This is a genomic window from Zhengella sp., from assembly GCF_041397485.1.
Taxonomy (GTDB): domain Bacteria; phylum Pseudomonadota; class Alphaproteobacteria; order Rhizobiales; family Rhizobiaceae; genus Zhengella.
Window position 1 is genome coordinate 435319 of sequence record NZ_JAWKWO010000002.1, and the last position, 25333, is coordinate 460651.

At 66.1% G+C, this 25333-nt stretch carries 26 protein-coding genes; 20 read left to right on the forward strand and 6 right to left on the reverse strand.

Annotated elements, in window-relative coordinates; all coding sequences use genetic code 11:
- Positions 1-76 precede the first annotated feature (76 nt).
- From R3D65_RS08165 to R3D65_RS08185, 5 genes are all read left to right on the forward strand, one after another.
- A complete protein-coding gene (locus R3D65_RS08165; protein ID WP_371274718.1) occupies positions 77-1324 on the forward strand; it encodes an efflux RND transporter periplasmic adaptor subunit in 1248 nt (415 codons plus the stop codon).
- Positions 1321-2085 (forward strand): ABC transporter ATP-binding protein, encoded by a 765-nt coding sequence (locus tag R3D65_RS08170; RefSeq protein ID WP_371274719.1) that lies wholly within the window; start codon positions 1321-1323, stop codon positions 2083-2085. Before R3D65_RS08165 ends, R3D65_RS08170 begins: the two co-directional genes overlap by 4 nt.
- On the forward strand, positions 2075-3283 hold the full coding sequence (locus R3D65_RS08175; RefSeq protein WP_371274720.1) for an ABC transporter permease: 1209 nt from the start codon (positions 2075-2077) through the stop codon (positions 3281-3283). Before R3D65_RS08170 ends, R3D65_RS08175 begins: the two co-directional genes overlap by 11 nt.
- A gap of 15 nt (positions 3284-3298) precedes the next feature.
- A complete protein-coding gene (locus R3D65_RS08180) occupies positions 3299-3607 on the forward strand; it encodes a hypothetical protein (RefSeq protein WP_371274721.1) in 309 nt (102 codons plus the stop codon).
- 105 nt (positions 3608-3712) lie between these two features.
- Positions 3713-5725, forward strand: coding sequence for a hydantoinase/oxoprolinase N-terminal domain-containing protein (locus R3D65_RS08185; protein WP_371274722.1), 2013 nt, complete (start codon positions 3713-3715; stop codon positions 5723-5725).
- A gap of 13 nt (positions 5726-5738) precedes the next feature.
- Here R3D65_RS08185 and R3D65_RS08190 read toward each other — a convergent pair whose 3' ends face one another.
- The 3 genes from R3D65_RS08190 to R3D65_RS08200 are packed head-to-tail and all read right to left on the reverse strand — an operon-like array spanning position 5739 to position 7861.
- Positions 5739-6275 carry a diheme cytochrome c gene (locus R3D65_RS08190; RefSeq protein WP_371274723.1) on the reverse strand — a complete coding sequence of 179 codons (537 nt, stop codon included), beginning with the start codon at positions 6273-6275 and terminating at the stop codon, positions 5739-5741.
- Between the two features lie 22 nt (positions 6276-6297).
- Positions 6298-6708, reverse strand: a complete 411-nt coding sequence (locus tag R3D65_RS08195) for a DUF1924 domain-containing protein (RefSeq protein ID WP_371274724.1) — start codon at positions 6706-6708, stop codon at positions 6298-6300.
- 4 nt (positions 6709-6712) lie between these two features.
- Positions 6713-7861, reverse strand: coding sequence for a cytochrome b/b6 domain-containing protein (locus tag R3D65_RS08200; protein ID WP_371274725.1), 1149 nt, complete (start codon positions 7859-7861; stop codon positions 6713-6715).
- A 197-nt stretch (positions 7862-8058) separates the two neighbouring features.
- Here R3D65_RS08200 and R3D65_RS08205 point away from each other — a divergent pair, with 197 nt between their 5' ends.
- Positions 8059-10221, forward strand: a complete 2163-nt coding sequence (locus tag R3D65_RS08205) for a malate synthase G (protein WP_371274726.1) — start codon at positions 8059-8061, stop codon at positions 10219-10221.
- Between the two features lie 78 nt (positions 10222-10299).
- On the opposite strand, the gene R3D65_RS08210 is transcribed toward R3D65_RS08205, so the two are convergent.
- The 3 genes from R3D65_RS08210 to R3D65_RS08220 all read right to left on the reverse strand — a co-directional run bounded on the left by R3D65_RS08210 (position 10300) and on the right by R3D65_RS08220 (position 11771).
- Positions 10300-10731, reverse strand: coding sequence for a MarR family winged helix-turn-helix transcriptional regulator (locus tag R3D65_RS08210; RefSeq protein WP_371274727.1), 432 nt, complete (start codon positions 10729-10731; stop codon positions 10300-10302).
- An 88-nt stretch (positions 10732-10819) separates the two neighbouring features.
- Positions 10820-11176: a rhodanese-like domain-containing protein gene (locus R3D65_RS08215; RefSeq protein ID WP_371274728.1), complete on the reverse strand. Its 357-nt coding sequence runs from the start codon at positions 11174-11176 to the stop codon at positions 10820-10822.
- 151 nt (positions 11177-11327) lie between these two features.
- Entirely contained in the window at positions 11328-11771 is a 444-nt protein-coding gene (locus R3D65_RS08220; RefSeq protein WP_371274729.1) for a hypothetical protein, read from the reverse strand.
- Positions 11772-11888: 117 nt separating this feature from the next.
- Here R3D65_RS08220 and tsaB point away from each other — a divergent pair, with 117 nt between their 5' ends.
- The 14 genes from tsaB (at position 11889) to nusA (ending at position 25298) form a co-directional block, all read left to right on the forward strand.
- Positions 11889-12569, forward strand: a complete 681-nt coding sequence (gene tsaB, locus R3D65_RS08225; RefSeq protein WP_371274730.1) for a tRNA (adenosine(37)-N6)-threonylcarbamoyltransferase complex dimerization subunit type 1 TsaB — start codon at positions 11889-11891, stop codon at positions 12567-12569.
- Positions 12570-12571: 2 nt separating this feature from the next.
- On the forward strand, positions 12572-13063 hold the full coding sequence (rimI, locus tag R3D65_RS08230) for a ribosomal protein S18-alanine N-acetyltransferase (RefSeq protein WP_371274731.1): 492 nt from the start codon (positions 12572-12574) through the stop codon (positions 13061-13063).
- Positions 13060-13905 carry a lysophospholipid acyltransferase family protein gene (locus tag R3D65_RS08235; protein WP_371274732.1) on the forward strand — a complete coding sequence of 282 codons (846 nt, stop codon included), beginning with the start codon at positions 13060-13062 and terminating at the stop codon, positions 13903-13905. Before rimI ends, R3D65_RS08235 begins: the two co-directional genes overlap by 4 nt.
- 56 nt (positions 13906-13961) lie before the next feature.
- Positions 13962-15374, forward strand: a complete 1413-nt coding sequence (miaB, locus tag R3D65_RS08240; protein ID WP_371274733.1) for a tRNA (N6-isopentenyl adenosine(37)-C2)-methylthiotransferase MiaB — start codon at positions 13962-13964, stop codon at positions 15372-15374.
- Between the two features lie 61 nt (positions 15375-15435).
- Positions 15436-16437 (forward strand): PhoH family protein, encoded by a 1002-nt coding sequence (locus tag R3D65_RS08245; protein ID WP_371275014.1) that lies wholly within the window; start codon positions 15436-15438, stop codon positions 16435-16437.
- Between the two features lie 8 nt (positions 16438-16445).
- Complete coding sequence (ybeY, locus tag R3D65_RS08250; RefSeq protein WP_371274734.1) at positions 16446-16955, forward strand: rRNA maturation RNase YbeY; 510 nt, start codon at positions 16446-16448, stop codon at positions 16953-16955.
- Positions 16952-18103 carry a hemolysin family protein gene (locus R3D65_RS08255; RefSeq protein WP_371274735.1) on the forward strand — a complete coding sequence of 384 codons (1152 nt, stop codon included), beginning with the start codon at positions 16952-16954 and terminating at the stop codon, positions 18101-18103. The genes ybeY and R3D65_RS08255 overlap by 4 nt, the downstream gene beginning before the upstream one ends.
- 145 nt (positions 18104-18248) lie before the next feature.
- Positions 18249-19838, forward strand: coding sequence for an apolipoprotein N-acyltransferase (lnt, locus tag R3D65_RS08260; protein ID WP_371274736.1), 1590 nt, complete (start codon positions 18249-18251; stop codon positions 19836-19838).
- A gap of 146 nt (positions 19839-19984) precedes the next feature.
- A complete protein-coding gene (locus tag R3D65_RS08265) occupies positions 19985-20398 on the forward strand; it encodes a helix-turn-helix domain-containing protein (RefSeq protein ID WP_371274737.1) in 414 nt (137 codons plus the stop codon).
- 182 nt (positions 20399-20580) lie between these two features.
- On the forward strand, positions 20581-21849 hold the full coding sequence (gene metK, locus R3D65_RS08270) for a methionine adenosyltransferase (RefSeq protein ID WP_371274738.1): 1269 nt from the start codon (positions 20581-20583) through the stop codon (positions 21847-21849).
- A 21-nt stretch (positions 21850-21870) separates the two neighbouring features.
- Positions 21871-22572 carry a tRNA (guanosine(46)-N(7))-methyltransferase TrmB gene (locus R3D65_RS08275; protein WP_371274739.1) on the forward strand — a complete coding sequence of 234 codons (702 nt, stop codon included), beginning with the start codon at positions 21871-21873 and terminating at the stop codon, positions 22570-22572.
- Positions 22573-22610: 38 nt separating this feature from the next.
- Complete coding sequence (locus R3D65_RS08280) at positions 22611-22805, forward strand: DUF2256 domain-containing protein (protein WP_371274740.1); 195 nt, start codon at positions 22611-22613, stop codon at positions 22803-22805.
- Positions 22806-22983: 178 nt separating this feature from the next.
- Entirely contained in the window at positions 22984-23595 is a 612-nt protein-coding gene (rimP, locus tag R3D65_RS08285) for a ribosome maturation factor RimP (RefSeq protein WP_371274741.1), read from the forward strand.
- A 59-nt stretch (positions 23596-23654) separates the two neighbouring features.
- Positions 23655-25298 (forward strand): transcription termination factor NusA, encoded by a 1644-nt coding sequence (nusA, locus tag R3D65_RS08290; protein ID WP_371274742.1) that lies wholly within the window; start codon positions 23655-23657, stop codon positions 25296-25298.
- Positions 25299-25333: the final 35 nt, after the last annotated feature.

The following is a 25333-nucleotide window of genomic DNA, read 5'->3' on the forward strand; positions in this document are numbered from 1 at the left end:
CTGTGCTTGATACGCGTCAAGGAAAACGCATGGCGGGCAGCCAGACTGCTGCCGACAACGAGGACGGGATTGCACCATGCCGACGACAGCGGAAATCGAAGCACTGGGGCGCAAGGGCCGACGCCGCTGGCCGCGCTGGCTGGCGCTTTTCATCCTCCTTGCGGCAGCCGGCGCGGCCGTGTGGTGGTGGCAGGGCCGCGGCGCCGGCGAGGCGGTGGCCTATGCCACCGTTCCGGCCGCGGTGAAGGACATCACGGTCACGGTTACCGCCACCGGCACCATCGAGCCGATCAGCCAGGTCGACATTTCGTCGGAACTGTCGGGCACCGTGCGCACCGTGGAGGCCGATTTCAACGACGTGGTGAAGAAGGGCGATGTGCTGGCCAGCCTCGATACCGACAAGCTTGAGGCGGCGGTCGCCTCTGCCCGCGCCCAGCTCACCGCCCGTCAGGCGGCGCTGGAAGAAGCCCGCGTCACGATGGACGAGCGGCGCGATGCCTATGACCGTGCGGTGCGGCTGAACGAGCGCGGCATCGCGTCCGGAGAAAGCCTGCTGACGGCGAAATCCGCCTGGCAGCGTGCCGAGGCGGCGCTGAAGACCGCGCAGGCAACGGTGCGCGTGGCCGAGGCCGACCTGAAATTGCAGGAAACGAACCTCGCCAAGGCCTGCATCTGCGCACCCATCGACGGCATCGTGCTCAAGCGCTCCGTCGAGCCAGGCCAGATCGTCGCCGCCACGCTGCAGGCGCCGGTTCTGTTCACGCTGGCCGAAAACCTGACCGCGATGGAGCTGACGGTGGCCATAGACGAGGCGGATATCGGCCAGGTGGTGATCGGCAACGAAGCCACATTCACGGTCGAGGCCTATCAGGACCGCACGTTCAGCGCCGCCATTACCGGGCTGCGCTTCGCACCCGAGACGGTCAATGGCGTCGTCACCTATGAGGCCATACTCGATGTCGACAATTCCGGCCTGTTGCTTCGCCCCGGCATGACGGCGACGGCCGAAATCACGGTCGCCGAGAAGAACCGTGTGCTGACTGTGCCCAACACGGCGCTGCGCTTCGCCCCGCCCGAAGAACAGGAAAGCACGGGCGGCTCGGGTCTTCTGGGCATGCTCATGCCGCGGCGCCCGCGCGGTGGCAGCCAGCCGCCCGCCGCCGCCGGCGAGGACGGCATGCGCCCGCTCTGGGTGTTGAAGGACGGAAGTGCTGCCGAGATGCGTGTCAGGACCGGCGCCACCGACGGTATCGTCACCGAAATCGTGGATGGCGATCTGGAACCCGGCGATTCCGTCATCACCGACATCACGCAGGCCCGATGAACACGTCTCCGGCCAAGAGCAAGGCGAGCGCGCCGCCGCTGATCTCGTTTCGCGGCATCACCCGCACCTATGGCGAGGGCGAGGGCGCGGTTCGGGCATTGTGCGGCATCGATCTCGACATAGCCTCCGGCGAATTCGTCGCCATCATGGGGCCGTCGGGATCGGGCAAGTCCACCGCCATGAACATTCTCGGCTGCCTCGACAAGCCGACCGCCGGGCAATACCTGTTCGCCGGCGCCGATGTCGCCCGCTTCGACCGCCATCAGAGGGCCCTCCTGCGCCGCGATTATCTCGGCTTCGTGTTCCAGCGTTACAATCTCCTGGCCCGTACCCGGGCCATCGACAATGTGGTCCTGCCGCTCATCTACAAGGGCATGCCGCGTGCCGAGCGCCGCGCCCGCGCCGCGGCCATGCTGGAAAAGGTCGGCCTGCAGCACCGCATGGACCGCGAGCCATCCAAGCTGTCGGGCGGCGAGCAGCAGCGGGTCGCCATCGCCCGCGCCATCGTCACCCGGCCGGAAATCCTGCTCGCCGACGAGCCGACCGGCAATCTCGATACCGCCCGTTCGGTGGAGATCATGGAACTGATCACGCGGCTGAACCGCGATGAGGGGCTGACGGTCGTCATGGTAACCCACGAGCCGGACATGGCCGCCTATGCCGACCGCGTGGTGCGTTTCGTCGACGGCCTGATCGAAAGCGATGTCACGCGCCCCGAACAGGAACGCATGCGACTGGGGGCGGCAGACCATGTTTCGTGAAACCGTGCTTCAGGCGCTCGCCGCCATCATGCGCAATGCCATGCGCTCCTTCCTCACGGTACTCGGCGTCATTATCGGCGTGGCGGCGGTCATCGCCATGGTCACCATCGGGCGCGGGTCGACGGTGCAGATCGAATCCGACGTTTCCAAGCTCGGCACCAACCTGCTGATGGTCCGTCCCGGCCTGAGCCGCGGCCCGCCCGGCACGGGCCGGCCGGCAACGCCCTTCACCATGAAGGATGTCGAGGCCATTGCTGAGCAGGTGCCGGGAGTCGAGGCCGCCGCGCCCATGAATGTCCAGTCCATGACCATCGTGGCCGGCAACGAGAACCATACCGGCCAGGTGACCGGCACCGACAATGCCTTCTTCACCACCCGCGACTGGGGGCTGGCGGAGGGCCGCGAATTCTTCGAAAGCGAGGTCCGGTCCGGCGCCGCCGTCTGCATCCTGGGTCAAACCGTGCGCAAGGAACTGTTCGGCGCCGGCAATCCGGTCGGCGACAAGGTGCGCATCGAACAGATCGCCTGCCGTGTCATAGGGGTGTTGAACGCGAAGGGTGCATCCGCCTTCGGCTCGGATCAGGACGACATCCTGCTCATGCCGGTGCGCACCTTCATGCGACGCGTCTCCGGCAAGCAGGACGTGACCACCATTTTCGTGGGCGTGGAGCAGGGCCTCTCCACCGCCCGCGTCCAGCGCGCCATCGAGGTGCTCATGCGTGAGCGCCGGCGTGTGCGCGCCGGTGACGAGGACAATTTCATGGTCATGGACACCAAGGAACTGTCGTCCATGCTCACCGGCATCACCGGCGTGATGACGGGGCTGCTCTCGGCGGTTGCCGCCGTCAGCCTGCTGGTCGGAGGCATCGGCATCATGAACATCATGCTGGTCAGCGTCACCGAGCGCACCCGCGAGATCGGCATCCGGCTGGCCATCGGCGCCACCGAGGGCCAGGTCCTCATGCAGTTCCTCGTCGAGGCCGTGGTGCTGTCGCTCATCGGCGGACTGATCGGCATCGCGCTGGGGCTGGGCCTGGGCTATGCCGGTTCGGTCTTCATGCGGGTTCCGTTTTCGCCGGATTGGGGCGTGGCCGCGCTGGCCTTCGTCTTCTCCGCCTTCATCGGCATCATCTTCGGCTATTTTCCGGCCCGCCGCGCCGCCCGTCTGGACCCGATCGAGGCCCTGCACCACGAATAGACAAGGGAAACTGCCATGCCCAAGCCCTCACGTGTCGCCATCGCCATCGCCGCATGCCTGTTTGCCGTTCCCGCGCTGGCCGCGCTTTCGCCCTGGTACCAGCGCCAGAAGGAACTGGAGCGCATCATCACCGATCAGCAGGTCATGGAGGCGCTGGATGCCGAACCCATCGATGCCATCGAGCGTACGGACGAGGACGAGTACCGCGTCTATGCCGGCGATTGCGCCGTGATGGTGATCGTTGTCGATGTGGAAGGCGGCGAGGATGTCATGGGCCCGCGCCGCTTCGACCTGGAGGTCGGTGAGGCCGATTGCGGCACCTGACACGGACGGACCGGCGCCATCCCGGCGCCGGGACCGGTGAAGAAACCCACTTGCTTTTCCCCGTCGCGGCCCTATCCATTTGCCGGTTCCGGGAGAGGGGAAACCATGACAGCAAGCGCGTCCGGCCAGCCGGTCTTTCTGGGTATCGATACCGGCGGCACCTATACCGATGCGGTTCTCTGGCGTGAAGGCACAGGTGTCATTGCCCGCGCCAAGGCGCTGACCACGCGCCACGATCTTGCCATCGGCATAGCGGGGGCGGCGCGCGCGGTGATCGCCGACAGCGGCATCGCGCCCGGGGCCATCGCGCTGGCATCGCTGTCGACGACGCTGGCCACCAATGCGCTGGTGGAAGGGCAGGGGGCGCCGGCGGCCCTTGTCATGATCGGCTTCGAGCCCGGCGATCTGGAGCGTGACGGGCTTGCGCGCGCGCTGGGCGGCGATCCGGTGGTCTTCTGCCCCGGCGGCCACGACATTCACGCCCGGCCGCGCCCGCTGGAACTTGCGCCCCTGGAAGCCGCTCTGGACGACTGGTCGGTGACCCGCGCGGGCGTGGCGGTGGCCGGCCTTTTCGCCGTGCGCAATTCCGCCCATGAGGAGGCGGCTGCCCGGCTGATCGCCGAACGCACCGGCCTGCCGGTCACGTGCTCGCATCACCTCACCTCGAAGCTCGGCGGCCCGCGCCGCGCCTTGACAACCTTGCTCAATGCCCGTCTCGTTCCGATGATCGGCGCACTGCTCGACGCCATGGAACGGTTCCTGGCCGAAGAGGGCATCACGGCTCCCCTCATGGTGGTGCGCGGCGACGGAGCGTTGGTGTCCGCTGCCTTTGCCCGCCAGCGGCCCATCGAGACCATCCTGTCCGGCCCGGCGGCAAGCCTTGCCGGCGCACGCGCGCTGACCGGCCTTGGCGACGCCTTCGTTTCCGATATCGGTGGCACCACGACCGACGTCGCCGTGCTCGACAAGGGCCTGCCGCGCCTCGATCCCGAAGGCGCCATGGTCGGCGGCTGGCGCACCATGGTCGAGGCCGTGGCCATGCGCACCTTCGGCCTTGGAGGCGATTCCGAGGTTTCGCTGGCCGATGGCGCCCTGGAGGCGGCGCTGCTGCTCGGTCCGCGTCGGGTGATCCCGCTCTCGCTGGCCGAGACCCTGTTCCCGGGCAAGATCGCGCCCGTGCTTGAACGCCAGCTCGCCGCCGACCGCCCGTCACGCCAGGAAGGCCGCTTCGCCTGGGCCTCCGGTCTCGGCAAGGCCGAGGGGCTGGGCAAGTCCGAGCAGAAGCTCCTCGGCCTGCTGACGGCACAGCCGCAGCCGCTTGACCGCCTGCTGACGGCCCTGCCAATGGCCGGCGCGCTGTCCCGCCTGGTGGCGCGCGGACTAGCCCACGTGGCCGGTTTCACGCCCTCCGATGCCGCCCATGCGGCGGGCCGGCAGGAAAACTGGAACCGGGATGCCGCACGGCTGGCCACGGCGCTCTTCATGCGCAGGAAGGACGGCCGCGGGCGCCCGCTCGCCACCTCGATCGAGGATATGGCAAACCGCGTGCTCGCGGCGGTCACCCGCCGGTCGGCCGAGGTCATTCTGGAAACGGCGCTGGTGGAGGACGGTCTCGACGGTCCCGCCATGATGGCGCATCCGCTGGCCCAGCGGGCGCTGGATGGCACCGGGGGATTCGTGCGCGCCAGCCTTGCGCTGGACCGCCCGGTGATCGGCCTGGGTGCTTCCGCCGGCCTTCACTATGCCGACCTCGAGCACCACACGGGCGCCGGCGTGATCGTGCCGGACGATGCCGGCGTCGCCAACGCCGTGGGTGCGGTGGCCGGGCAAGTGCGCCTGTCGGCCAGCGCGGAAGTCGCGCCGCTGGACAATGGCCGGTTCAGGGTGATGGTGGGCGACCAGGTGGCCGATTTCGACACCGAGTCGCAAGCGCTCGCCCATGCCGGCGAGCGGGCGGCGGCCATGGCGGTTGACCTTGCCCTGTCGGCTGGCGCCGCCGAGGCCCATGCCGTCGTGACCCGTGACATCAGGGCCAGCGATCTGGACGGCCAGCGCTTCCTGGTGGCGGCCACGGTGACCGCCACCGCCTCCGGCCGTCCGCGCCTCGCGACGGGCTGACCGGCGCTCCGGGTCAATCGTCCTCGAAATACCCTTGCTCCGCGCCCCTGTGGCAGGCAGAGCAATTGGCCTTCGAGCCGACCTTCGGGCTGTCGAAGGCTGCGGGACTGACCTCGCCCCTGTGGGCGCGCACCCACCACGGCGTCTCGCTGATCCTCAGCACCGGATCGCCGTCCCGCATGGAGCGTCCGATCCGCGAACCATCCGAAGCCGCATTGGCTGTCAGCCATGTCTCGATCGCCGCCCGGGTCTCCTCGGGAAGGCTTGCATCCTCGCCAAAATGGTTTGACAGATCGCCCATCAGCGCGCGCCAGGACCGGGCCGGCAGCATCCCGGCAGGGTAAGCCATGTGGCATGCGGAGCATTCGGTCTTGACGGTCTCGTCCGTGACGGGCCGGAAATACTCATCGCTGTCTGCCGCCGCCGGCGCGCTCCAGGCCAATGCCGTCGCGAGCGCCGCAACCGCCGCGGCAGCATGGCGGTTGCTGCGCTGGCCTGAAACCGGCTCCGGCACTGTCAGTCCGTGCGCTTGCATGGTTGTGTTGGTCATTGTCTTTGTCTCCCGTCAGGATTCAGAGGCTGGAAAGCCAGGTAATCACGTCGCCTTTCTCCAGGGCGGTGCAGTCGCGGCCAAGAACCGAGTTGCAATTGCGGCCGAACCATTTCTCCACGAAGGCCGGATCAACGAACCGCTTCGGATTGACCGAGACGGCCATCGGTTCGATCACCTTGCCGGCACGCGTCCTGCCCGCGGATTTCGGATCGGTGGTATGGCAGGTCGTGCAGGCTGGCGTCGCAGCCTTTCCGCCTTGGTGACTGGCGCGGAAAAAGGCCTCCCCCCGGTCTGCCGAAAGTGGTTGGCCCGCGGCCTTTTCGTAGCCGGCGAGAAGGGCATCGCGTGCCGGATCGGCCAGGCTGGCGGTGCCGGTGCAAAGCGTGATCGCCAGTGCGATGCCGATGGGCCGGGAAAGCAGTTTCATCATCGGGTCACTCCTTCGGTATGTTGATGTTGCCGGGGTAGAAGAGGCCACTGTCCGCGTCGCGGTGGCAGGCCTGGCAGTTTCCCTTGGCCCCGATCGTCGCCCGCTCGAAGACAGCGGCCGGAAGATCGCCGTGAACGCGTTTCCAGAACGGCGTTTCGGTCAGCGTGAACGGCATGTCCGGGTTGACGCGGGCGAGCATGTGCGCCGGCTTGGTGTCGAAGGCTTCCGCCGCATTCGCCATCACGTAGGTGCGGATGCCTTCCAGCGTCGTGTCCGGCAGGCTGGCATCTTCACCGAAGTGATCCGCGAGGCCGGTCAGCAGCGATTGCCATGAACGGCGTGGCAGAAGGCTGGGATGGTAAGCCATGTGGCAGGCGCCGCATTCGTCGGCATAGACCGGGTCGAGGCCACCGGTCGGTATGTTGAAAGCGGGCTGCCGGGACAGCGCGGACATGCCGGCAGCCGCCGCTCCGATCATCCCGATTGCAATCACTCCGGCAATGACCGGCCGTGCCCTGGCCGGCGGGGCGACGTGATCGCCGGGGCGCGCTTCCTTGCTGCCGGACACCATGGCACGGGCGAGGTTTTCCCGCGTCCGCAGACTTTCGTACAGCAGGCCGGCCAGGTGCAGGCCGACCAGCATCAACAGCCCATAGGCTAGCACTTCATGAAGTTCACGCAGGCTCCAGGCTGTGCCGAACGGCAGGACGGAGGCAAGGGGCCCACGTTTCAGAACCCCGCCGAACACGGCCAGGCCCGTCATGGCAAGGGCGAGGAGGATGGTCATCAGTGCCACGATCATGACCGCCCCGGCTGGATTGTGGCCGAGATGGCGTTCGCCGCCCCCGCCACGCAGGGCCGCCAGGTGCGCAAGGACCTTTGCCGGTGAGGTCACGAAGCCTGAGAATCGCGCGTTGCGCCCACCCAGGAACCCCCAGACGATCCGCATCGCGACAAGGCCCGTGATCACCGCACCGGCCCAGACGTGGACATTGATCCAGGTTGCCGAAGCGAACAGGCCGGTCAGCGCCGCTGTTCCGACCGCGGTCACCAGCGACCAGTGGAAGATGCGGACAAACGGGTCCCAGACGGCGATGCGGCCGGTCTTGCCGTTCGGGGCCTGGTCTCGGGATGGTGTCGTCGGTCTCGTCATTCCAGAAGAATTGCAGGCTCTGCCTGACAAAACGCTGAATTGCAGAAGGCCGGCCCAGCCATGGCGTTGTGAAAAGCACTTTTTCCTTCTGAGAGAAAGTGCTTTCGACTTTCGCCGATTGACGGAAAAGCCGCTGCCGTGTTCATGGACGGCAACGGCTGCGCGCCGCATCCGCCGGATCAATCAAGGAGGCCTCCATGACCGAACGCGTCACCCGCAACGGCTTGCAGATCGACAAGCGCCTGCACGATTTCATTGTCGACCAGGCCATGCCTGGGACCGGTGTGGAGGCGGACGCCTTCTTCTCCGCCTTTGGTGCGGCTGTCGCGGAACTCGCCCCGGAGAACCGGGCGCTTCTGGCCAGGCGCGATGCCCTGCAGGAAAAGCTCGATGCCTGGTACCGCGAAAACGGCGCGCCCTCCGACATGGAAGCCTACAAGGATTTCCTGCGCGAGATCGGCTACCTGCTGCCCGAAGGTTCGGCCTTCCAGGTCGAGACGGCCAATGTCGATCCCGAGATCGCCTCGGTCGCCGGTCCGCAGCTCGTCGTGCCGATCATGAATGCCCGCTTCGCGCTGAATGCGGCCAATGCGCGCTGGGGTTCGCTCTATGACGCGCTCTATGGCACGGACGCGCTGGGCGACAAGCCGCAGGCCGGCGGTTATGATCCGGAGCGCGGCGCACGGGTCATCGCCTGGGCCAAGGCCTTCCTCGATGAGAGCGCGCCGCTGGATGGAGCGAGCTGGACCGATGCCACCGGCTTTGCCGTCGAGGGTGGCAGGCTTGTGGTCAAGACGGCCAATGGCGCGACCGGCCTTGCCGCTGCCGGCCAGTTCGCCGGCCATGTCGGCGATCCGGCCAACCCGTCCGAAGTCATCACCGTGCGCAACGGCATGCACGCCCGCGTGATCATCGATGCCGGCCATGCCATCGGCAGGACCGATCCGGCCCATGTCGCCGACGTGGTGCTGGAATCGGCGCTGACCACCATCATGGACTGCGAGGATTCGGTCGCCGCCGTCGATGCCGAAGACAAGGTTCTGGTCTATTCCAACTGGCTCGGCCTCATGCAGGGCAACCTGGAGGAGACCTTCGAGAAGGGCGGCAGGACCATGACGCGCCGCATGAACCCGGACGTCGATTACACGGCACCGGATGGCTCGCCTGCATCCCTCAAGGGCCGCTCGCTGATGCTCATCCGCAATGTCGGCCACCTGATGACCAACCCGGCCATCCTGCTGGAAGACGGCTCGGAAATACCCGAGGGCATCATGGATGCTTTCGTGACCGGCCTCATCGCCCTGCACGATGTCGGCCCGCAGGGGCGCCGCGCCAACAGCGCCGAAGGCTCCATGTATGTCGTCAAGCCGAAGATGCACGGGCCGGAGGAAGTGGCGTTCGCGGTGGACCTGTTCGGCCGCGTCGAGAAGGCCGTCGGCATGGCGCCAGACACCATGAAGATGGGCATCATGGACGAGGAACGCCGTACCACGGTCAATCTCAAGGAATGCATTCGTGCCGCGAAATCACGCGTCGTCTTCATCAATACCGGCTTCCTCGACCGCACCGGCGACGAGATGCACACCTCCATGGAAGCCGGCCCGATGATCCGCAAGGGCGACATGAAGACGGCCGCATGGATCCAGGCCTATGAGAACTGGAATGTCGATGTGGGCCTGGAATGCGGGCTCAACGGCCACGCCCAGATCGGCAAGGGCATGTGGGCCATGCCGGACCTGATGCACGCCATGCTGGAGCAGAAGATCGGCCATCCGAAAGCCGGCGCCAACACCGCATGGGTGCCGAGCCCCACCGCTGCCACGCTGCACGCCACCCATTACCACAAGGTCAATGTGGCCGTGGTGCAGGAGAGGCTGAAAAGCCGCGGCCGCGCGAAGCTGGACGACATCCTGTCCGTGCCCGTCGCCGTGCGCCCGAACTGGTCGGAAGAGGACAAGCTGGCCGAACTGCGCAACAATGCCCAGGGCATTCTCGGCTATGTGGTGCGCTGGGTCGATCAGGGCGTCGGCTGCTCCAAGGTGCCCGACATCAACGATGTCGGCCTGATGGAAGACCGCGCCACCCTGCGCATTTCCTCCCAGCATATCGCCAACTGGCTGCATCACGGCGTGGTGACCAGGGACCAGGTGATGGACGTGATGAAGGAAATGGCGGTCGTCGTCGATCGCCAGAATGCCGGCGACCCCGCCTATGTGCCGATGGCGCCGGGCTATGACGGCATCGCCTTCAAGGCCGCCTGCGATCTGGTCTTTGAAGGTCTGGCCCAGCCAAACGGCTACACCGAACCGGTGCTGCACCGCCGCCGCCTGGAATTGAAGGCCAGCCGCGCGGCCGGGTGATCCGCTGCGGGTTCGACGGGATGGGCCAGGGCGCGGGCTTTCTGCGCGCCCTTCCCGCATGACGCCGGGCAGGGCGGGTCACAGCATCGTGCGCAGGCTTTCCAGCGTGCGGCGCGTGATGTCGAGCGCGCTGGCCGAAAACTGCCCGGCAAGGGTCATCATGAACCGGCTTTCGCGCATGCGCGCCTGGTCCACCGTCTTGTAGCCCTCATTGGTGACGGCGGCGAGCCGGGAGCGTTTGTGCGCCGGATTGCGGCCCCACGCGATGAGGCCCTTCTGCGCCAGCCCGTTGCAGACCTGCTGCACATGCTGCCGGCTGACCCCTTGCGCCCGCGCCAGATCCGGCACGGTCGCCGCCCCGTCATCGGCCAGCCGCTCCAGAACCGTCAGTTCCGACCGGTTGACGCCCGCGCTCTCGTGCAGGCTCTGGTAGGCCGTGGCCAGATCGGCAGGCACGATGCGCAGAAGCGTCAGGATATGGGCGAGGTCTTGTTCACGGGTTGGGCGCATGCTGCATGCAGACCGGACGACAAGGCCATTGTCAACTGCCGGCGCGGGCGAAACGTCCACGCCGACGGGCGGGTTGCCGCAAGGGCGGTCAACCGTTCACCCTGACAGGTGCGCCGCTGGACATCTCGATGCCGATATAGGGCAGTTTGGCGGCTTTCCACGCGGCAAATCCGCCTTCCATATGGGCCAGTGGCGAAAGCCCCGCCGCGCCCATCTTCTCGCACATCTTGCCCGAGCGCACGCCCGAGCCGCAATGCAGAACGATGCGCTTGCCGTCCTGCGTCGGCAGGCTTTGCGGCGTGAAGAAGGACATGGGCATCAGGAGCGCGCCCTCGATATGCTCCATCATGAATTCCGGCGCCGTGCGCACATCGATCAGCACGATCTCGCCGGCATCCAGCGCGGTCTTCACCTGTTCCGGCGTCCAGTTTTCCACTTCGCTCATGAAATGCTCCGTTGATGATTCGGGTTGAATGTAGAACCGGCGGCTACGGTGCCGCCATGTCGATCTTGTGACGCGATTGCGATTTCCGGACGGACAAGGCCGGGCGCGTGGCGCCCGGCCCCTCTCTTTTCGCTCAGGTCCGCCGCCGCTATCAGGGCTTGATGTAACTGTAGCCCTGTTCCTGCAGTTCCATCAGCCGGACCACGCCGGAGGGCACCACCGTGGCCTCGGAAAGCAGCGAGGGCTTGGTGCCCGTCTTGCGCTCCATGCCGGCAATGGTGTTGGCACAGGCGGAAAAATGCATCGTCCCGTCCGCTTCCATCGCCATGGCCGAAATGCGGTCTTTCACAGGGCTGTCGGCCATGAACATGTGGAGCCCGGGTCCGTAGGTGACGATTTCCACGTCGACCGTTTCCCCCTTGCCCGCATAGTAGGCCTGAAGGTTCTTGGCATTGTTCAACGCGATGTTCATCACCGCCGGATCGTTCGCATTGACCTGGATGGCGACCTTGCGCGCGGCTTCGGCAAAGGCTGCGGCCGAAGCGCCCAGCGCCAGCGCCGTTGCAAGGCCGAGCATGGCTGTTCTTTTCATCATTCTGTCCTCCCATGAAACATAGTTTTTTACGAATGTGACGATACAGGAAAGCGCGCGGCTGGCAAGCGTGCAGCGTGGTGCTTGCCGCGCGCCCCGCTTTGGGCTACCGGCTTTCACATGACGCTGCTTGCCATCGATACCGCCGCAAACCTGTGCGCCGCCTGCCTGTCCGATGCCGAAACGGGCGCGATTCTGGGCGCCGAGGTTCTCGATATCGGCAAGGGTCATGCGGAGCAGTTGATGGACGTGATCGCGCAGGCCATGGCCGAAGCCGGGGCGCAGTGGCCCGACCTGACGCGCCTTGCCGTGACCGTCGGGCCGGGATCGTTCACCGGCATTCGCGTCGGTGTCGCGGCCGCCCGCGGACTTGCGCTGGCGCTGGACCTGCCGCTGACCGGCATCACCACCCTGGAGGCACTGGCCGCCGAAACGCGGGCGGCGCAGCCGGACCGGCCGGTTCTGGCGGCCCTCGATGCCCGCCGTGGCGAGATCTACGCGCAGGTTTTCGGCACTTCCGGCGAAGCCGAAGGGCCGCCCGTGGCGATGAAGGTCGCAGACGCTGCCGCGCGGGTGCGTTCCGGCATGGCCCTGTGCGGATCGGCCGCTGCCATGGTTGCCGAGATGTCGGGAGAAGCCGGGCTTGCCTTCGGCCCGCGCGCAGCCGCTCCCGATATCGCGGTCGTGGCGGCGCTGGCCGCCGCGCGTCCGCCGACGCAGGAGAAGCCGAAACCGCTCTATCTGCGCGCCGCCGATGCAAGGCCGCAGGAAGGTTTTGCCCTTCCCCGGAGGCCCGCCTGACCATGTGGGGCTGGCCCGCCTTCTTCACGAGGAATTATGTCGTTGTCGCGGCCGGACCGGACTCGGCGCAGGCCATGGCGCGCCTCCACCAGGAGGATTTCATCCGGCCCTGGACCGACGGGGAATTCCTGCAATTGCTCAAGCAGGACACGGTTTTCGGCTTCCTGGCCTGCCGCGAGGGCGCTGGCGGCCGCGAACCGGCCGGCTTCGTTCTGGCGCGTCTTGCCGCCGGCGAGGCGGAGATCCTCACCATAGCGGTTTCGCGCGCCTGCCGCCGCCGTGGCCTCGGCCGGCTGTTGATGGATGCGGTGATGCGAAAGCTTCACGCCGACCGCGCCGAAAGCCTGTTCCTGGAAGTCGACGAGACCAATGCTGCCGCCATCGCGCTCTATCGCCGCTTCGGTTTCCGCAAGGTGGGCGAACGCAAGGCCTATTATGATGCCGGCAACGGCCGCCGCAACAGCGCCATCGTCATGCGGGTGGATTTCCGGTGAGCGTTTTTCCGGGAGAAGAGGCCGGCACGCCGGTGATGATCGCCCGCGCGCGCCTGCTGGCCGCGGTCTTCGCCGCGCTGGTGGTGACGCTCGTCCTGCTGCCCGTGCAATTGCCCGCCATGGCCTTCCGCTGGCCAGTGGCCCAGCGCATCCCCCGGCTCTGGTACCGCCTGGTGCTGCCATTTCTCGGCATTCGCGTTTCCGTGCGCGGCACGTTCCTGAAGGCAAGGCCCTTGCTGGTTGTCGCCAATCACGTGTCATGGACCGACATCCTGGTCCTCGGCTCGGCTGTGCCTGTTTCATTCGTCGCCAAGGCGGACATGCGGCACTGGCCTGTCGTCAAGCATCTGGCCCGGCTGGCGCGCACGATCTTCGTGGAGCGTGAGCGCCGCCACAAATCCGCCGAACAGGCTGGTGAAATGGCCCTGCGGCTGGCTGGCGGCGACCCTGTGGCGCTGTTCGCAGAGGGCACGACGGGCGACGGCAACTATCTTCTGCCCTTCAAGAGCGCGCTTCTGTCGGCCGCAAGCCGCACCATCGCCCGGACCGGTGTGGACGAGGTCTTTGTGCAGCCGGTGGCGCTGGTCTATGCCAGGCATCACGGCCTGCCGGCGGGGCGCAAGGATCAGGCCGCCCTGTCGTGGATCGGCGACGAGGATCTGGCGCCCCACCTGATGCGTATTGCCGGCGATGGCGGTGTCGATGCGGAGGTCATCGTCGGCGAAGCCATCGCCTTCACCGCCGGATCCGACCGCAAGGCCGTGACCCGGGAACTGGAGGCGAGGGTGCGCGCCATGATGGTGGAGCGGCGCCGCGACGCCGGACTGCCGTTGCGTCCATGATCCGCGCCCTTCCGAAATGCCTGTATTTCGCCGCCCTTTTGCACTAAGGAGGCCGTATGACGATCCAGACGACCGACACGCAGGAAACGGCCGCCGCTGACCGGCCGGATGCCACAGCCCCGCAGAAGAAGGTCTTCGTGAAGACCTACGGCTGCCAGATGAATGTCTACGACAGCCAGCGCATGGCCGATGCCCTGGCCGCCGAAGGCTATGGCGAAGCCGCCTCCCCGGAGGAGGCCGATCTCGTCCTGCTCAACACCTGCCACATTCGCGAGAAGGCGGCTGAGAAGGTCTATTCGGAACTGGGCCGGCTGCGCCAGATGAAGGATGCGCGCAAGGCCGCCGGCGCGGAGCTTCTCATCGGTGTCACCGGATGCGTGGCACAGGCCGAAGGCGCCGAGATCATGCGCCGCCAGCCCGCCGTCGACCTTGTGGCGGGCCCGCAGACCTATCACCGCATTCCCGAATTCGTGCGCCAGGCGAAGGCCGGCCAGCGTTCGGTCGAGACGGATTTTCCCGCCGAGGACAAGTTCGAGCACCTGCCCGCCGCCGACCGCAGGCGCGTTCAGGCGCGCGGCGTCACCGCATTTCTCACCGTGCAGGAAGGCTGCGACAAGTTCTGCACCTTCTGCGTTGTGCCCTATACGCGCGGCGCCGAGATTTCCCGGCCCGTTTCGCAGATCGTCGCCGAGGCCCGGCAATTGGCCGAAGCCGGTGTGCGTGAGATCACCCTGCTCGGACAGAACGTCAATGCCTGGCATGGCGAAGGCCCGGATGGCCGTGAATGGGGCCTGGGACAACTGCTTTTCGCGCTGGCCGAAATCGACGGTCTGGAGCGCCTGCGCTACACGACCAGCCATCCGCGCGACATGGATGACGCGCTGATCGCCGCCCATCGCGACCTGGCCGCGCTGATGCCCTACCTGCACCTGCCCGTTCAGGCCGGCTCCGATCGCATCCTCAAGGCGATGAACCGCAAGCACACCGCCGACGACTATCGCCGGCTGGTCGACCGTATCCGCGCCGCCCGCCCCGACATTGCGCTGTCGGGCGATTTCATCGTCGGCTTTCCGGGCGAGACCGACGCGGATTTCGAAGACACCATGCGCCTGATCCGCGATGTGACCTACGCCCAGGCCTTTTCCTTCAAGTATTCGCCGCGGCCGGGAACGCCGGGCGCCGAGCTGGAGGACCAGGTGCCGGCGGGCGTCAAGGATGCGCGGCTGCAGGCCTTGCAGGCGCTTCTGGTGGAGCAGCAGGGCGCCTTCGCGCAGTCGCTGGTCGGCCGCGCCATGGATGTGCTGGTGGAGAAGCCGGGCCGGCATGACGGCCAGAAGGTCGGCCGCAGCCCTTGGCTCCAGCCTGTGATTCTTGATGAAACTGACATCGAAATCGGCGACATTGTGAATGTGCGAATCACGAAGGCCGGATCCAACAGCCTTTTCGGGTCGAGGATCGGGGCCAGGTGACGAGGAGACATCGTTGACCGCTTCAAGCGAACTGAAGCAGATTCCCGCCGGCGCCTCCGACATGGCGCACATCGTCCTGACCTTTGACAACAACCGTCTGGCTTCCGCGCTCTACGGCCCGTTCGACCAGAACCTGGCCCGCGTCGAGCAGAAGCTGGGCGTCGACATCCGCTCGAAGGGCAACCAGGTCTCCATCAAGGGCGAGCCGTCCGCCTCCGAACAGGCGCGCCGCGCGCTCGATTATCTCTACGGCCTCTTGCAGAAGGGCGCGGAGGTGGAAGCCTCCGATGTCGATGGCGCCATCCGCATGGCCATCGCCGCCGATGATCAGCTGCAACTGCCAACGATGGAAACCGGCGGCAAGCTGGCCGCCGCGCAGATATCCACGCGCAAGCGCACCATCCATGCCCGCACGCCCAACCAGGACGCCTACATGCGCGCGCTCGACCGCGCCGAACTCGTCTTCGGCATCGGGCCCGCCGGCACGGGCAAGACCTATCTGGCGGTGGCCCATGCGGCCATGCTGCTGGAGCGCGGCCAGGTGGAACGGGTCATCCTGTCGCGTCCGGCCGTGGAGGCCGGCGAGCGGCTGGGCTTCCTGCCCGGCGACATGAAGGAAAAGGTCGATCCCTATCTGCGCCCGCTTTACGACGCGCTCTACGACATGATGCCTGCCGACAAGGTGGAGCGGGCGCTGGCCGCCGGCGTCATCGAGATCGCGCCGCTGGCCTTCATGCGCGGCCGCACGCTGGCCCATTGCGCCGTGATCCTGGACGAGGCGCAGAACACAACCTCCATGCAGATGAAGATGTTCCTGACCCGCCTCGGCGAGGGCGCGCGCATGATCGTGACAGGCGACCCGAGCCAGATCGACCTGCCGCCCAACGTCAAGTCCGGGCTTGTGGAAGCCCTGCGGGTTCTTTCCGATGTGCCTGGCATCGTCACGGTGCGTTTCAATGACAAGGACGTGGTCCGTCATCCGCTCGTCGCCGAAATCGTCAAGGCCTATGATGCGGATACCGCGGGGCAGCAACCGGTCCGGCCACCCCGGGGAGCGGACTGAGGGCAATCATGACGGCCGCATCGCCGCAACTGGATATCATGGTCGAGGAAGACGGCTGGCTGCCGGAAGAGCAGCTTGCGTCCCTGTCACGCCGCGCTGTCGCCGCCGTGCTCAACCGTCTCGACCGCGATGCGGCAGGCTGCGAACTGAGCCTGGTTTTCACCGGAGACGACCGCATCCGCGCACTCAATGGCGAGTGGCGCGGCCAGGACAAACCGACCAACGTGCTGTCCTTTCCTGCCTTCGACCTGGCGCCCGGCGATCCTTTTCCGCCGGTGCTTGGCGATATCGTGATCGCCCGCCAGACCGTGGAGCGCGAGGCAGCACTGGACAACAAGCCTTTCGATCACCATCTCACGCATCTGGTGATTCATGGTTTTCTTCATCTTTTGGGATATGATCACCTGGATGATGAAGAGGCCGAATTGATGGAAGGTCTCGAGACCGCCATTCTGGAGGGTCTTGGCATTCCCGATCCCTATGCGGACCGGGAAGGCGGACCGGCAAAGGAACGATGAACGACCCACAAGCGGCGGCCGGCGCGCCGAAAACAGCCGATTCTCAACAGGAGCCCCCCAGTCCGGGTGCCCAACCGGATTCCTCCCGCAACCGGCCGTTTCTCCGCCGGATTGCAGATGTCTTGCGCGCGCGCAACACATCCAGCCTGCGTGAGGATCTGACCGACGCGCTGTCGGAGGAAAACCATCACAAGGACGCCTTCTCGCCCGAGGAGCGCGCCATGCTGAACAACATTCTCACCCTGCGCGAATTGCGGGTGGAGGATGTCATGGTGCCGCGCGCCGAGATCGACGCCGTGGACCTGTCCACCACGCTGGGCGAATTGCTGGTGGCGCTGGAAAATTCCGGCCATTCGCGCCTGCCGGTCTATCACGAGACGCTCGACGACCCGCGCGGCATGATCCATATCCGCGACGTGCTGAACCACATTGCCCGGGTGGCCCGCGGCAAGCGGCGCGGGCGCCCGCGCAAGGATGCCGGCCAGCAGCGCCCGGCGGACCTCGACCTGTCGGTCGTGGAACTCTCCCGTCCAGTCTCCGACCTTTCGGTCATCCGGCCTGTGCTTTTCGTGCCGCCTTCGATGTTCGCCTCGGACCTGATGGCGCGCATGCGCGCCGCGCGTATCCAGATGGCGCTGGTGATCGACGAATATGGCGGCACGGACGGGCTGGTCTCGCTGGAAGACATCGTCGAAATGGTGGTCGGCGACATCGAGGACGAGCATGACGACGACGAGCCGATGGTCACGCGCACCGAGGACGGGGTCTTCGTGGTGGATGCCCGTGCCGAAATCGATCAGGTGGCGCGCATGATCGGCAGCGGCTTCTCGGCGGGCGAGCACGAGGAGGATGTCGATACGGTCGGCGGCATGATCTTCAACACGCTCGGCCGTGTGCCCGTGCGCGGCGAAGTGGTGCAGGCCATTCCGGGCTTCGAATTCCATGTGCTCGATGCCGATCCGCGCCGCGTCAAGCGCGTCCGGATCGTGCAGGTGCGCGCCGGCCATGGCAGGCGCCGTGCGCCGCAAAAGCCTGCCAACACCGCCGGCGCGGCGACCTTGCCGACGGAACAGCAGGCACCGGCGGAACAGGGCGCCGAAGCCCTGCCGGACATGGCCGATACACCAGCCCGCTCACAGACAGGCTGACTGTGCCCCCCGCCGGCCCGCCGGCGGGGCGTTCCAGGCTCCATCCGCCTCCGGATGGTTGCCGGCCCTTCCTTGACCAACACGGATATTCTAAGTCTGGAGGGCCGTGATTCGTGACATCGCGGCTCAACGACGCGGGAGCGCGATGGAGCGGCTGGCAGGCAGGATTGTCCTCTTGTGGGGCTGGAGGCGACGCGCCGCGGCATTTGCCGCCGGTGCCCTTGCCGTTCTGGCCCAGCCGCCTTTCGATTTCTTCGCCGCCTGCTTCATTTCCTTTCCCGTGCTGGTCTGGCTGCTCGATGGCGCGGCAGGGGATGGCGGGCGCGGCTTTCCGGCCCGCCTGACCGCCTTCTTCGCCACCGGCTGGTGGTTCGGCTTCGGCTATTTCCTGGCCGGCCTCTGGTGGATCGGCGCCGCCCTGCTGGTGGAAGCCGACGCCCATGCCTGGGCCATGCCCTTTGCCGTCCTCGGCCTTCCTGCCGTGCTCGCACTCTTCTTCGGCCTCGCCTGCGCGCTGGCCCGTCCGCTCTGGCGCCACGATCTCGGCCGCATCTTCGCGCTCGCCTTCGGGTTCGGCGCCGCCGAATGGGCGCGTTCGTTCCTGTTCACCGGCTTTCCGTGGAACCCGGTGGGCCAGGCGGCCATGCCGGTGCCCGTGCTCATGCAGAGCGCCGCCGTCATCGGCGTTCTGGGCATGAACGTGGCCGCCGTCTACGTCTTCGCCGCGCCGGCATTGCTTGCCGGCATCGCGTGGCGCAGGGCCGGACTTGCCGTCGCTTTCGCGCTCGCCGCCGCCCATGCCGGCTTCGGGTACTGGCGGCTGTCACAGCCCGATCCCGCCGGCGCGCCCTCGATCGATGTTCGCCTGGTCCAGCCGTCCATCGACCAGGCGATGAAATGGAACCCGGACACGCGCAACACGATTTTCGAGACCTATCTGGAGATGACCCGCCGTCCGCCGGCCGAAGGCGATCCGCTGCCGCAGCTCGTCATCTGGCCGGAAACCTCGGTGCCCTGGCTTCTCACCGAGCGCCCCGAAGTCCTCTCGGCCATTGCCGCGGCCTTGCAGCCGGGGCAGATCCTGCTTGCCGGCGCTGTCCGGGCCGAAGGCGACGTCTCCACGCCGTCGGCACGGTTCTACAACGCCATCACCGCGATCAACGACAAGGGCGAGATCATCGACGCCGCCGACAAGATGCATCTGGTGCCGTTCGGAGAATACCTGCCCTTGCCGGGCCTGCTGGCATCGCTGGGCCTGAGCCAGATTGCCACCGCGCCGGGGCAGTTCACCCCTGCCGCGACCCGCCGCACGCTGGATTTGCCCGGCGGCGTCACCGCGCTTCCCCTCGTCTGCTACGAGATCATTTTTCCCCTTGAGGCCGGCAAGGCGGCCGGCAATCCGGCGAACCTGATCGTCAATGTCACCAACGATGCCTGGTACGGACACACGCCCGGGCCCTGGCAGCATTTCCGCCAGGCACAGATACGCGCGGTGGAACTGGGTCTGCCGCTGGTCAGGGCCGCCAACAACGGGATCAGCGCCCATGTCGATGCGCGCGGCCGGGTCGTGGATGCCCTTGCGCTCGATTCCGTGGCAACGCTGGATGCGCACGTTTTGCTGGCACCGGTTGACGCGGCCGGATGGAATATTTTAGTGAACAGCGTGTTCACTAATGTTATAAGCTTCCTTGTCGCCTTGATTTTTACCTTTGTGGCAAGAGTGCGGCCGAATTGACACGGTGGTGAGAGCAGGCACATAGTGCAACTTCCGGCATAGGACGGCCGACCGCAAGATCGATGCACGTGGGGGCATGCGGCGCAAGGGTTTTCGAGCTGGGCAAGAACCGCAAACAAACGTCCGTGGCACACGGCGAGGAAAAAATGGCAGAAAACAAGAAGAAACCGAACCCGATCGACATCCACGTTGGAAGCCGGATCAGGTTGCGCAGGAACATGCTTGGCATGAGCCAGGAGAAGCTGGGCGAAAGCCTCGGCATCACGTTCCAGCAGATTCAGAAATACGAAAAGGGCACCAACCGTGTCGGCGCCAGCCGGCTCCAGGCGATCTCGGACGTGCTGCAGGTCCCCGTCGCCTTTTTCTTCGAGGACGCGCCGGGCCAGTCCGGATCGTCAGAGGGTCTGGCTGAAGACAATTCGACCTCCTACGTGGTCGACTTCCTGAATTCGACCGAAGGGCTCCAGCTCAACCGCGCATTCGTGCGAATCACCGACCCGAAGGTTCGCCGCAAGGTCATTGATCTCGTCCGCACATTGGGAGATGTCGAGGCCGAATAGGCCTCCTGTCTGCGGACGGACTCAGCCCATAACCAGTCGATTCATGTTGCGGGGACGCAACGGGCGGACGTTTGTGGATTTTGAAATCCGCAGACGGTTGACGCGCATGAGCCCTGTTGGCACAAGGCGTCCGCCCGGCGTGACCGCGATGGTGCGCCGCTTTTTTCTTGAGGGGACCTCCCATGGCGCGTGCAGACTACATCTTCACTAGCGAATCCGTTTCCGAAGGCCACCCGGACAAGGTGTGCGACCGTATTTCCGACGAGATCGTGGACCTCGTTTACCGTGAGGCGAAAAAGACCGGAACCGATCCCTGGTCGGTGCGCGTGGCCTGCGAGACGCTGGCGACGACGAACCGTGTGGTCATTGCGGGCGAAGTCCGTGTTCCCGATTCCCTCATGAAGAAGGACAAGGACGGCAACATCGTCATCAACAAGCGCGGCGAGCCGGTCATCAACCCCGCCAAGTTCAAGTCCGCCGCGCGCAAGGCCATCCGGTCCATCGGCTACGAACAGGACGATTTCCACTGGAAGACGGCCAGGATCGAAGTGCTTCTGCACAGCCAGTCGGCCCATATCGCCCAGGGCGTGGACAGTGCCGCCGACGAGCAGGGCTCGGAAGGTGCCGGCGACCAGGGCATCATGTTCGGCTATGCCTGCAACGAGACACCCGAGCTCATGCCTGCGCCGATCTACTACGCTCACAAGATCCTGGAGCGGCTCGCTGCCGCGCGCCATGCCGGGGAAGGTGACGCCGGCCAGCTCGGCCCCGACGCCAAGAGCCAGGTGACGGTGCGCTATGAAGGCGGAAGGCCGGTCGAGGTGACGTCCATCGTCGTCTCCACCCAGCACATGGACGAAAGCTGGGACTCGGCCAGGGTGCGCTCCGTGGTGGAACCTTATGTGCGTGAAGCCCTTGGCGATCTGCCGATCGCGGACGACTGCAAGTGGTATATCAACCCGACCGGCGCCTTTGTCATCGGCGGCCCGGATGGCGATGCCGGCCTGACCGGCCGCAAGATCATCGTTGACACCTATGGCGGCGCGGCGCCCCATGGCGGCGGCGCCTTCTCCGGCAAGGACACGACCAAGGTCGACCGCTCGGCCGCCTATGCCGCCCGCTACCTGGCCAAGAACATCGTCGCTGCCGGTCTTGCCGAGCGCTGCACGATCCAGCTTTCCTATGCCATCGGCGTGGCTCGTCCGCTGTCGATCTACGTGAACACCCACGACACCGGCGAGGTGGATGATGCGGTGCTGGAAAAGGCGGTGGCCAGGGTCATGGACCTGACGCCGCGCGGCATCCGCAAGCATCTCGATCTCAACAAGCCGATTTATGCCCGCACCGCCGCCTATGGCCATTTCGGGCGCAAGGCTGGCCGCGACGGCTCGTTTTCCTGGGAGAAGACGGATCTCGTCAAGGCGATCAAGGCCGCGGTCAAGGACGTGTGAGCGGACGCGGGATCGACAGGCATGGGCGCTGAAGGACGCAAGAGCAGGGCGAGCGAGGCGTTCTTCGGCCGTCGCCACGGCAAGACGCTGCGTCCTCTCCAGGCCGAAACCCTGGAGGACACGCTCGCGCGCCTGCGTGTCGACCTGACCATGCCTGCGCCGGCAAGGCTGGAAACGCTCTTCGAGGCACCGGTTTCGGCCGTGCGCCTCGAGATCGGCTTTGGCGGTGGCGAGCATCTGCATCATGAAAGCGGACGCTGGCCGCAAACCGGCTTCATCGGCATCGAACCCTTCGTCAACGGCATGGCGAAGATGTGCCGCCAGCTCGACATCGAGCCGCGCGCCAACCTGCGCCTCTATGACGACGACGCCACGCGTGTGCTCGACTGGCTGCCGGACGCATCCATCGCCGGCATAGACCTTTTCTATCCGGATCCCTGGCCCAAGAAGCGTCACTGGAAGCGCCGCTTCGTCAACGGCACCAATCTCGAACGCTTTGCCCGCGTCCTGGCGCCTGGCGGGCGGTTCCGCTTCGCCTCCGACATCGATACCTATGTCAACTGGACGCTTCAGCATTGCCGCGCCCACCCGTCCTTCCGCTGGCATGCGGAAACCGCTGCCGATTGGCATACGCCCTACGAGGGTTGGCCGGGCACCCGCTACGAAGCCAAGGCGATCCGCGAAGGCCGGACGCCGGCCTATCTCACGTTTTTTCGCGCCTGACCGCTTGCAGGCGGTTCGCCCCGCACCAAGTCCGGGTCATGGATGACAAACCCGCAAAGAGGCATCTCAAGCGCAACGGGCTGCCGCAGAAGATCTGCGCGGCCTGCGGGCGGCCCTTTGCGTGGCGGCGCAAATGGGCCCGCGACTGGGAAAATGTCCGCTATTGCTCCGACCGCTGCAAGCGCGCGCGCGGGCGTGGCAGCGTGCCGGAAAGTGCGCCGTTGAGGCCATGATTGGGCCGGAAGCCGGCCGTTCCCGCAGGCCGCTTGCGTTTTGCGCCGAACAGGCCTATATGAGGCGCGAATTCTTGGTCGCATGACGGAGAGTGGGTCCCGCCGGTCCCGCTCTTTTTTATTACCCGGGCAGGGCGGAAGGTCGTTGGCGGCCGGCGATAGACGAATAGGGAAACCATTGGACAACACGGACGATCGGATCATCAGGGAAACGGGTATCGATGCGCGGATCGCGGCCATCGTGGAGCCGGTGATCGTGTCCATGGGCTTTCGCCTGGTGCGTGTGCGCCTGTCCGGCCAGAACGGGCTGACGCTGCAGATCATGGCCGAGCGCCCGGACGGAACGATCACCGTGGAGGACTGCGAGGAACTGTCGCGCGCCATTTCGCCGGCCCTCGACGTGGATGACCCGGTGGACGGCGCCTATCACCTGGAAATGTCTTCGCCCGGCATCGACCGGCCCATGGTGCGCAAATCGGATTTTTCCGACTGGCAGGGCCATCTGGTGAAGCTGGAAACGGCGGTTCTGGTGGACGGGCGCAAGCGCTTCAAGGGCAGGATCGCCGCCGTGTCGGAGGATGGCTTCACGCTGGAGCGCGACCAGATGAGCTATGGCGACGAGCCGGTGGTGGAAATCCCCTTCGACACGGTCGCCGATGCCAGGCTCGTCCTGACCGATGACCTGATCCGCGACGCGCTGAAGAAGGACAAGGCGGCGCGCAAGGCGCGCAAGAAGAAGGGCGGCGTGGCCGACGAGGCGGACGCCGACGAAACGGACAACGAGGATTGACGGCTTGAAATCCCGCGACCAGGCAGGGCCGGGCGGGATTTCCACAAGGGAGACCGAACATGGCCATCAGTGCAAACAGGCTTGAACTCATCCAGATCGCCGATGCGGTGGCGCGCGAGAAATCGATCGACAAGAGCATTGTCATCCAGGCGATGGCGGACGCCATCGGCAAGGCCGCGCGCTCGCGCTACGGTCAGGAGACGAACATCCGCGTCGACATCAATCCCAACACCGGCGAGATGAAGCTGCAGCGCATCATGGACGTGGTCGAGGCGGTGGAGGATTTCTCCACCCAGATTTCGCTCGAAGAGGCCCGCTCGCGCAATGCCGATGCCGAAATCGGCGACCAGATCGCCGAGCAGCTTCCCCCGCTCGATTTCGGCCGCATCGCCGCGCAGTCGGCCAAGCAGGTGATCGTGCAGAAGGTGCGCGAGGCCGAGCGCGACCGCCAGTTCGAGGAATACAAGAACCGCGTCGGCGAAATCGTCAACGGCACCGTCAAGCGCGTCGAATATGGCAATGTGATCGTCGATCTGGGCCGCGGCGAGGCCATCATCCGTCGCGATGAACTGATCCCGCGCGAGATCTTCAAATATGGCGACCGCGTGCGCGCCTATGTCCACGATGTGCGCCGTGAGCCGCGTGGGCCGCAGATCTTCCTGTCGCGCACCCATCCGCAATTCATGGCCAAGCTCTTCCAGATGGAAGTGCCGGAAATCTACGACGGCATCATCGAGATCAAGTCCGTGGCCCGTGACCCGGGCTCGCGCGCCAAGATCGCCGTTGTCAGCCGCGACTCCTCCATCGATCCCGTTGGCGCTTGCGTCGGCATGCGCGGCAGCCGCGTGCAGGCCGTCGTCGGCGAATTGCAGGGCGAGAAGATCGACATCATCCCCTGGTCGCCGGATGCCGCCTCGTTCATCGTCAATGCGCTTCAGCCCGCCGAAGTGGCCAAGGTGGTGCTTGACGAGGATGCCGAGCGCATCGAGGTCGTGGTTCCCGACGAGCAGTTGAGCCTTGCCATCGGCCGGCGCGGCCAGAACGTGCGCCTGGCGTCGCAGCTCACCGGCTGGGACATCGACATCCTGACCGAGGAAGAGGAATCCTCGCGCCGCCAGAAGGAGTTCCTGGAGCGCTCCAACCTGTTCATGGATGCGCTGAACGTCGACGAGATGGTCGGCCAGGTGCTGGCGTCGGAAGGCTTCACCTCCGTCGAGGAAGTGGCCTATGTCGATCTCGACGAGATTTCGTCCATCGACGGCTTCGACGAGGACACGGCCCAGGAAATCCAGAACCGTGCCCGCGACTTCCTGGAAGCCATCGAGGCGGAGCTGGACGAGAAGCGCCGTTCGCTGGGCGTCGAGGATGAGTTGCGGCAGGTGCCCGGCATGACCACCGCCATGATGGCGGCCTGCGGTGAGGATGGCGTCAAGACGATCGAGGACTTCGCCGGCTATGCCGCCGACGATCTCGTCGGCTGGCGTGAGCGCAAGGATGGCGAGACCACCGTTCACGATGGCGTCTTCACGCCATTCGGGACGACACATGCCGAAGCCGAGGAAATGGTCATGGCCGCGCGCGTCATGGCCGGCTGGGTCAGCGAGGAGGATCTCGCCGCCGATGCCGGTGACGAGGGCGAAGAGGAAATGACCGGGGACGCCGCTGCCGGCGGCGAGGAAATCCAGCCGGAGGCCGGGGCCTGATGGCCCGGGCAGCGTCGGGCAGGGCGAGGAGCGCT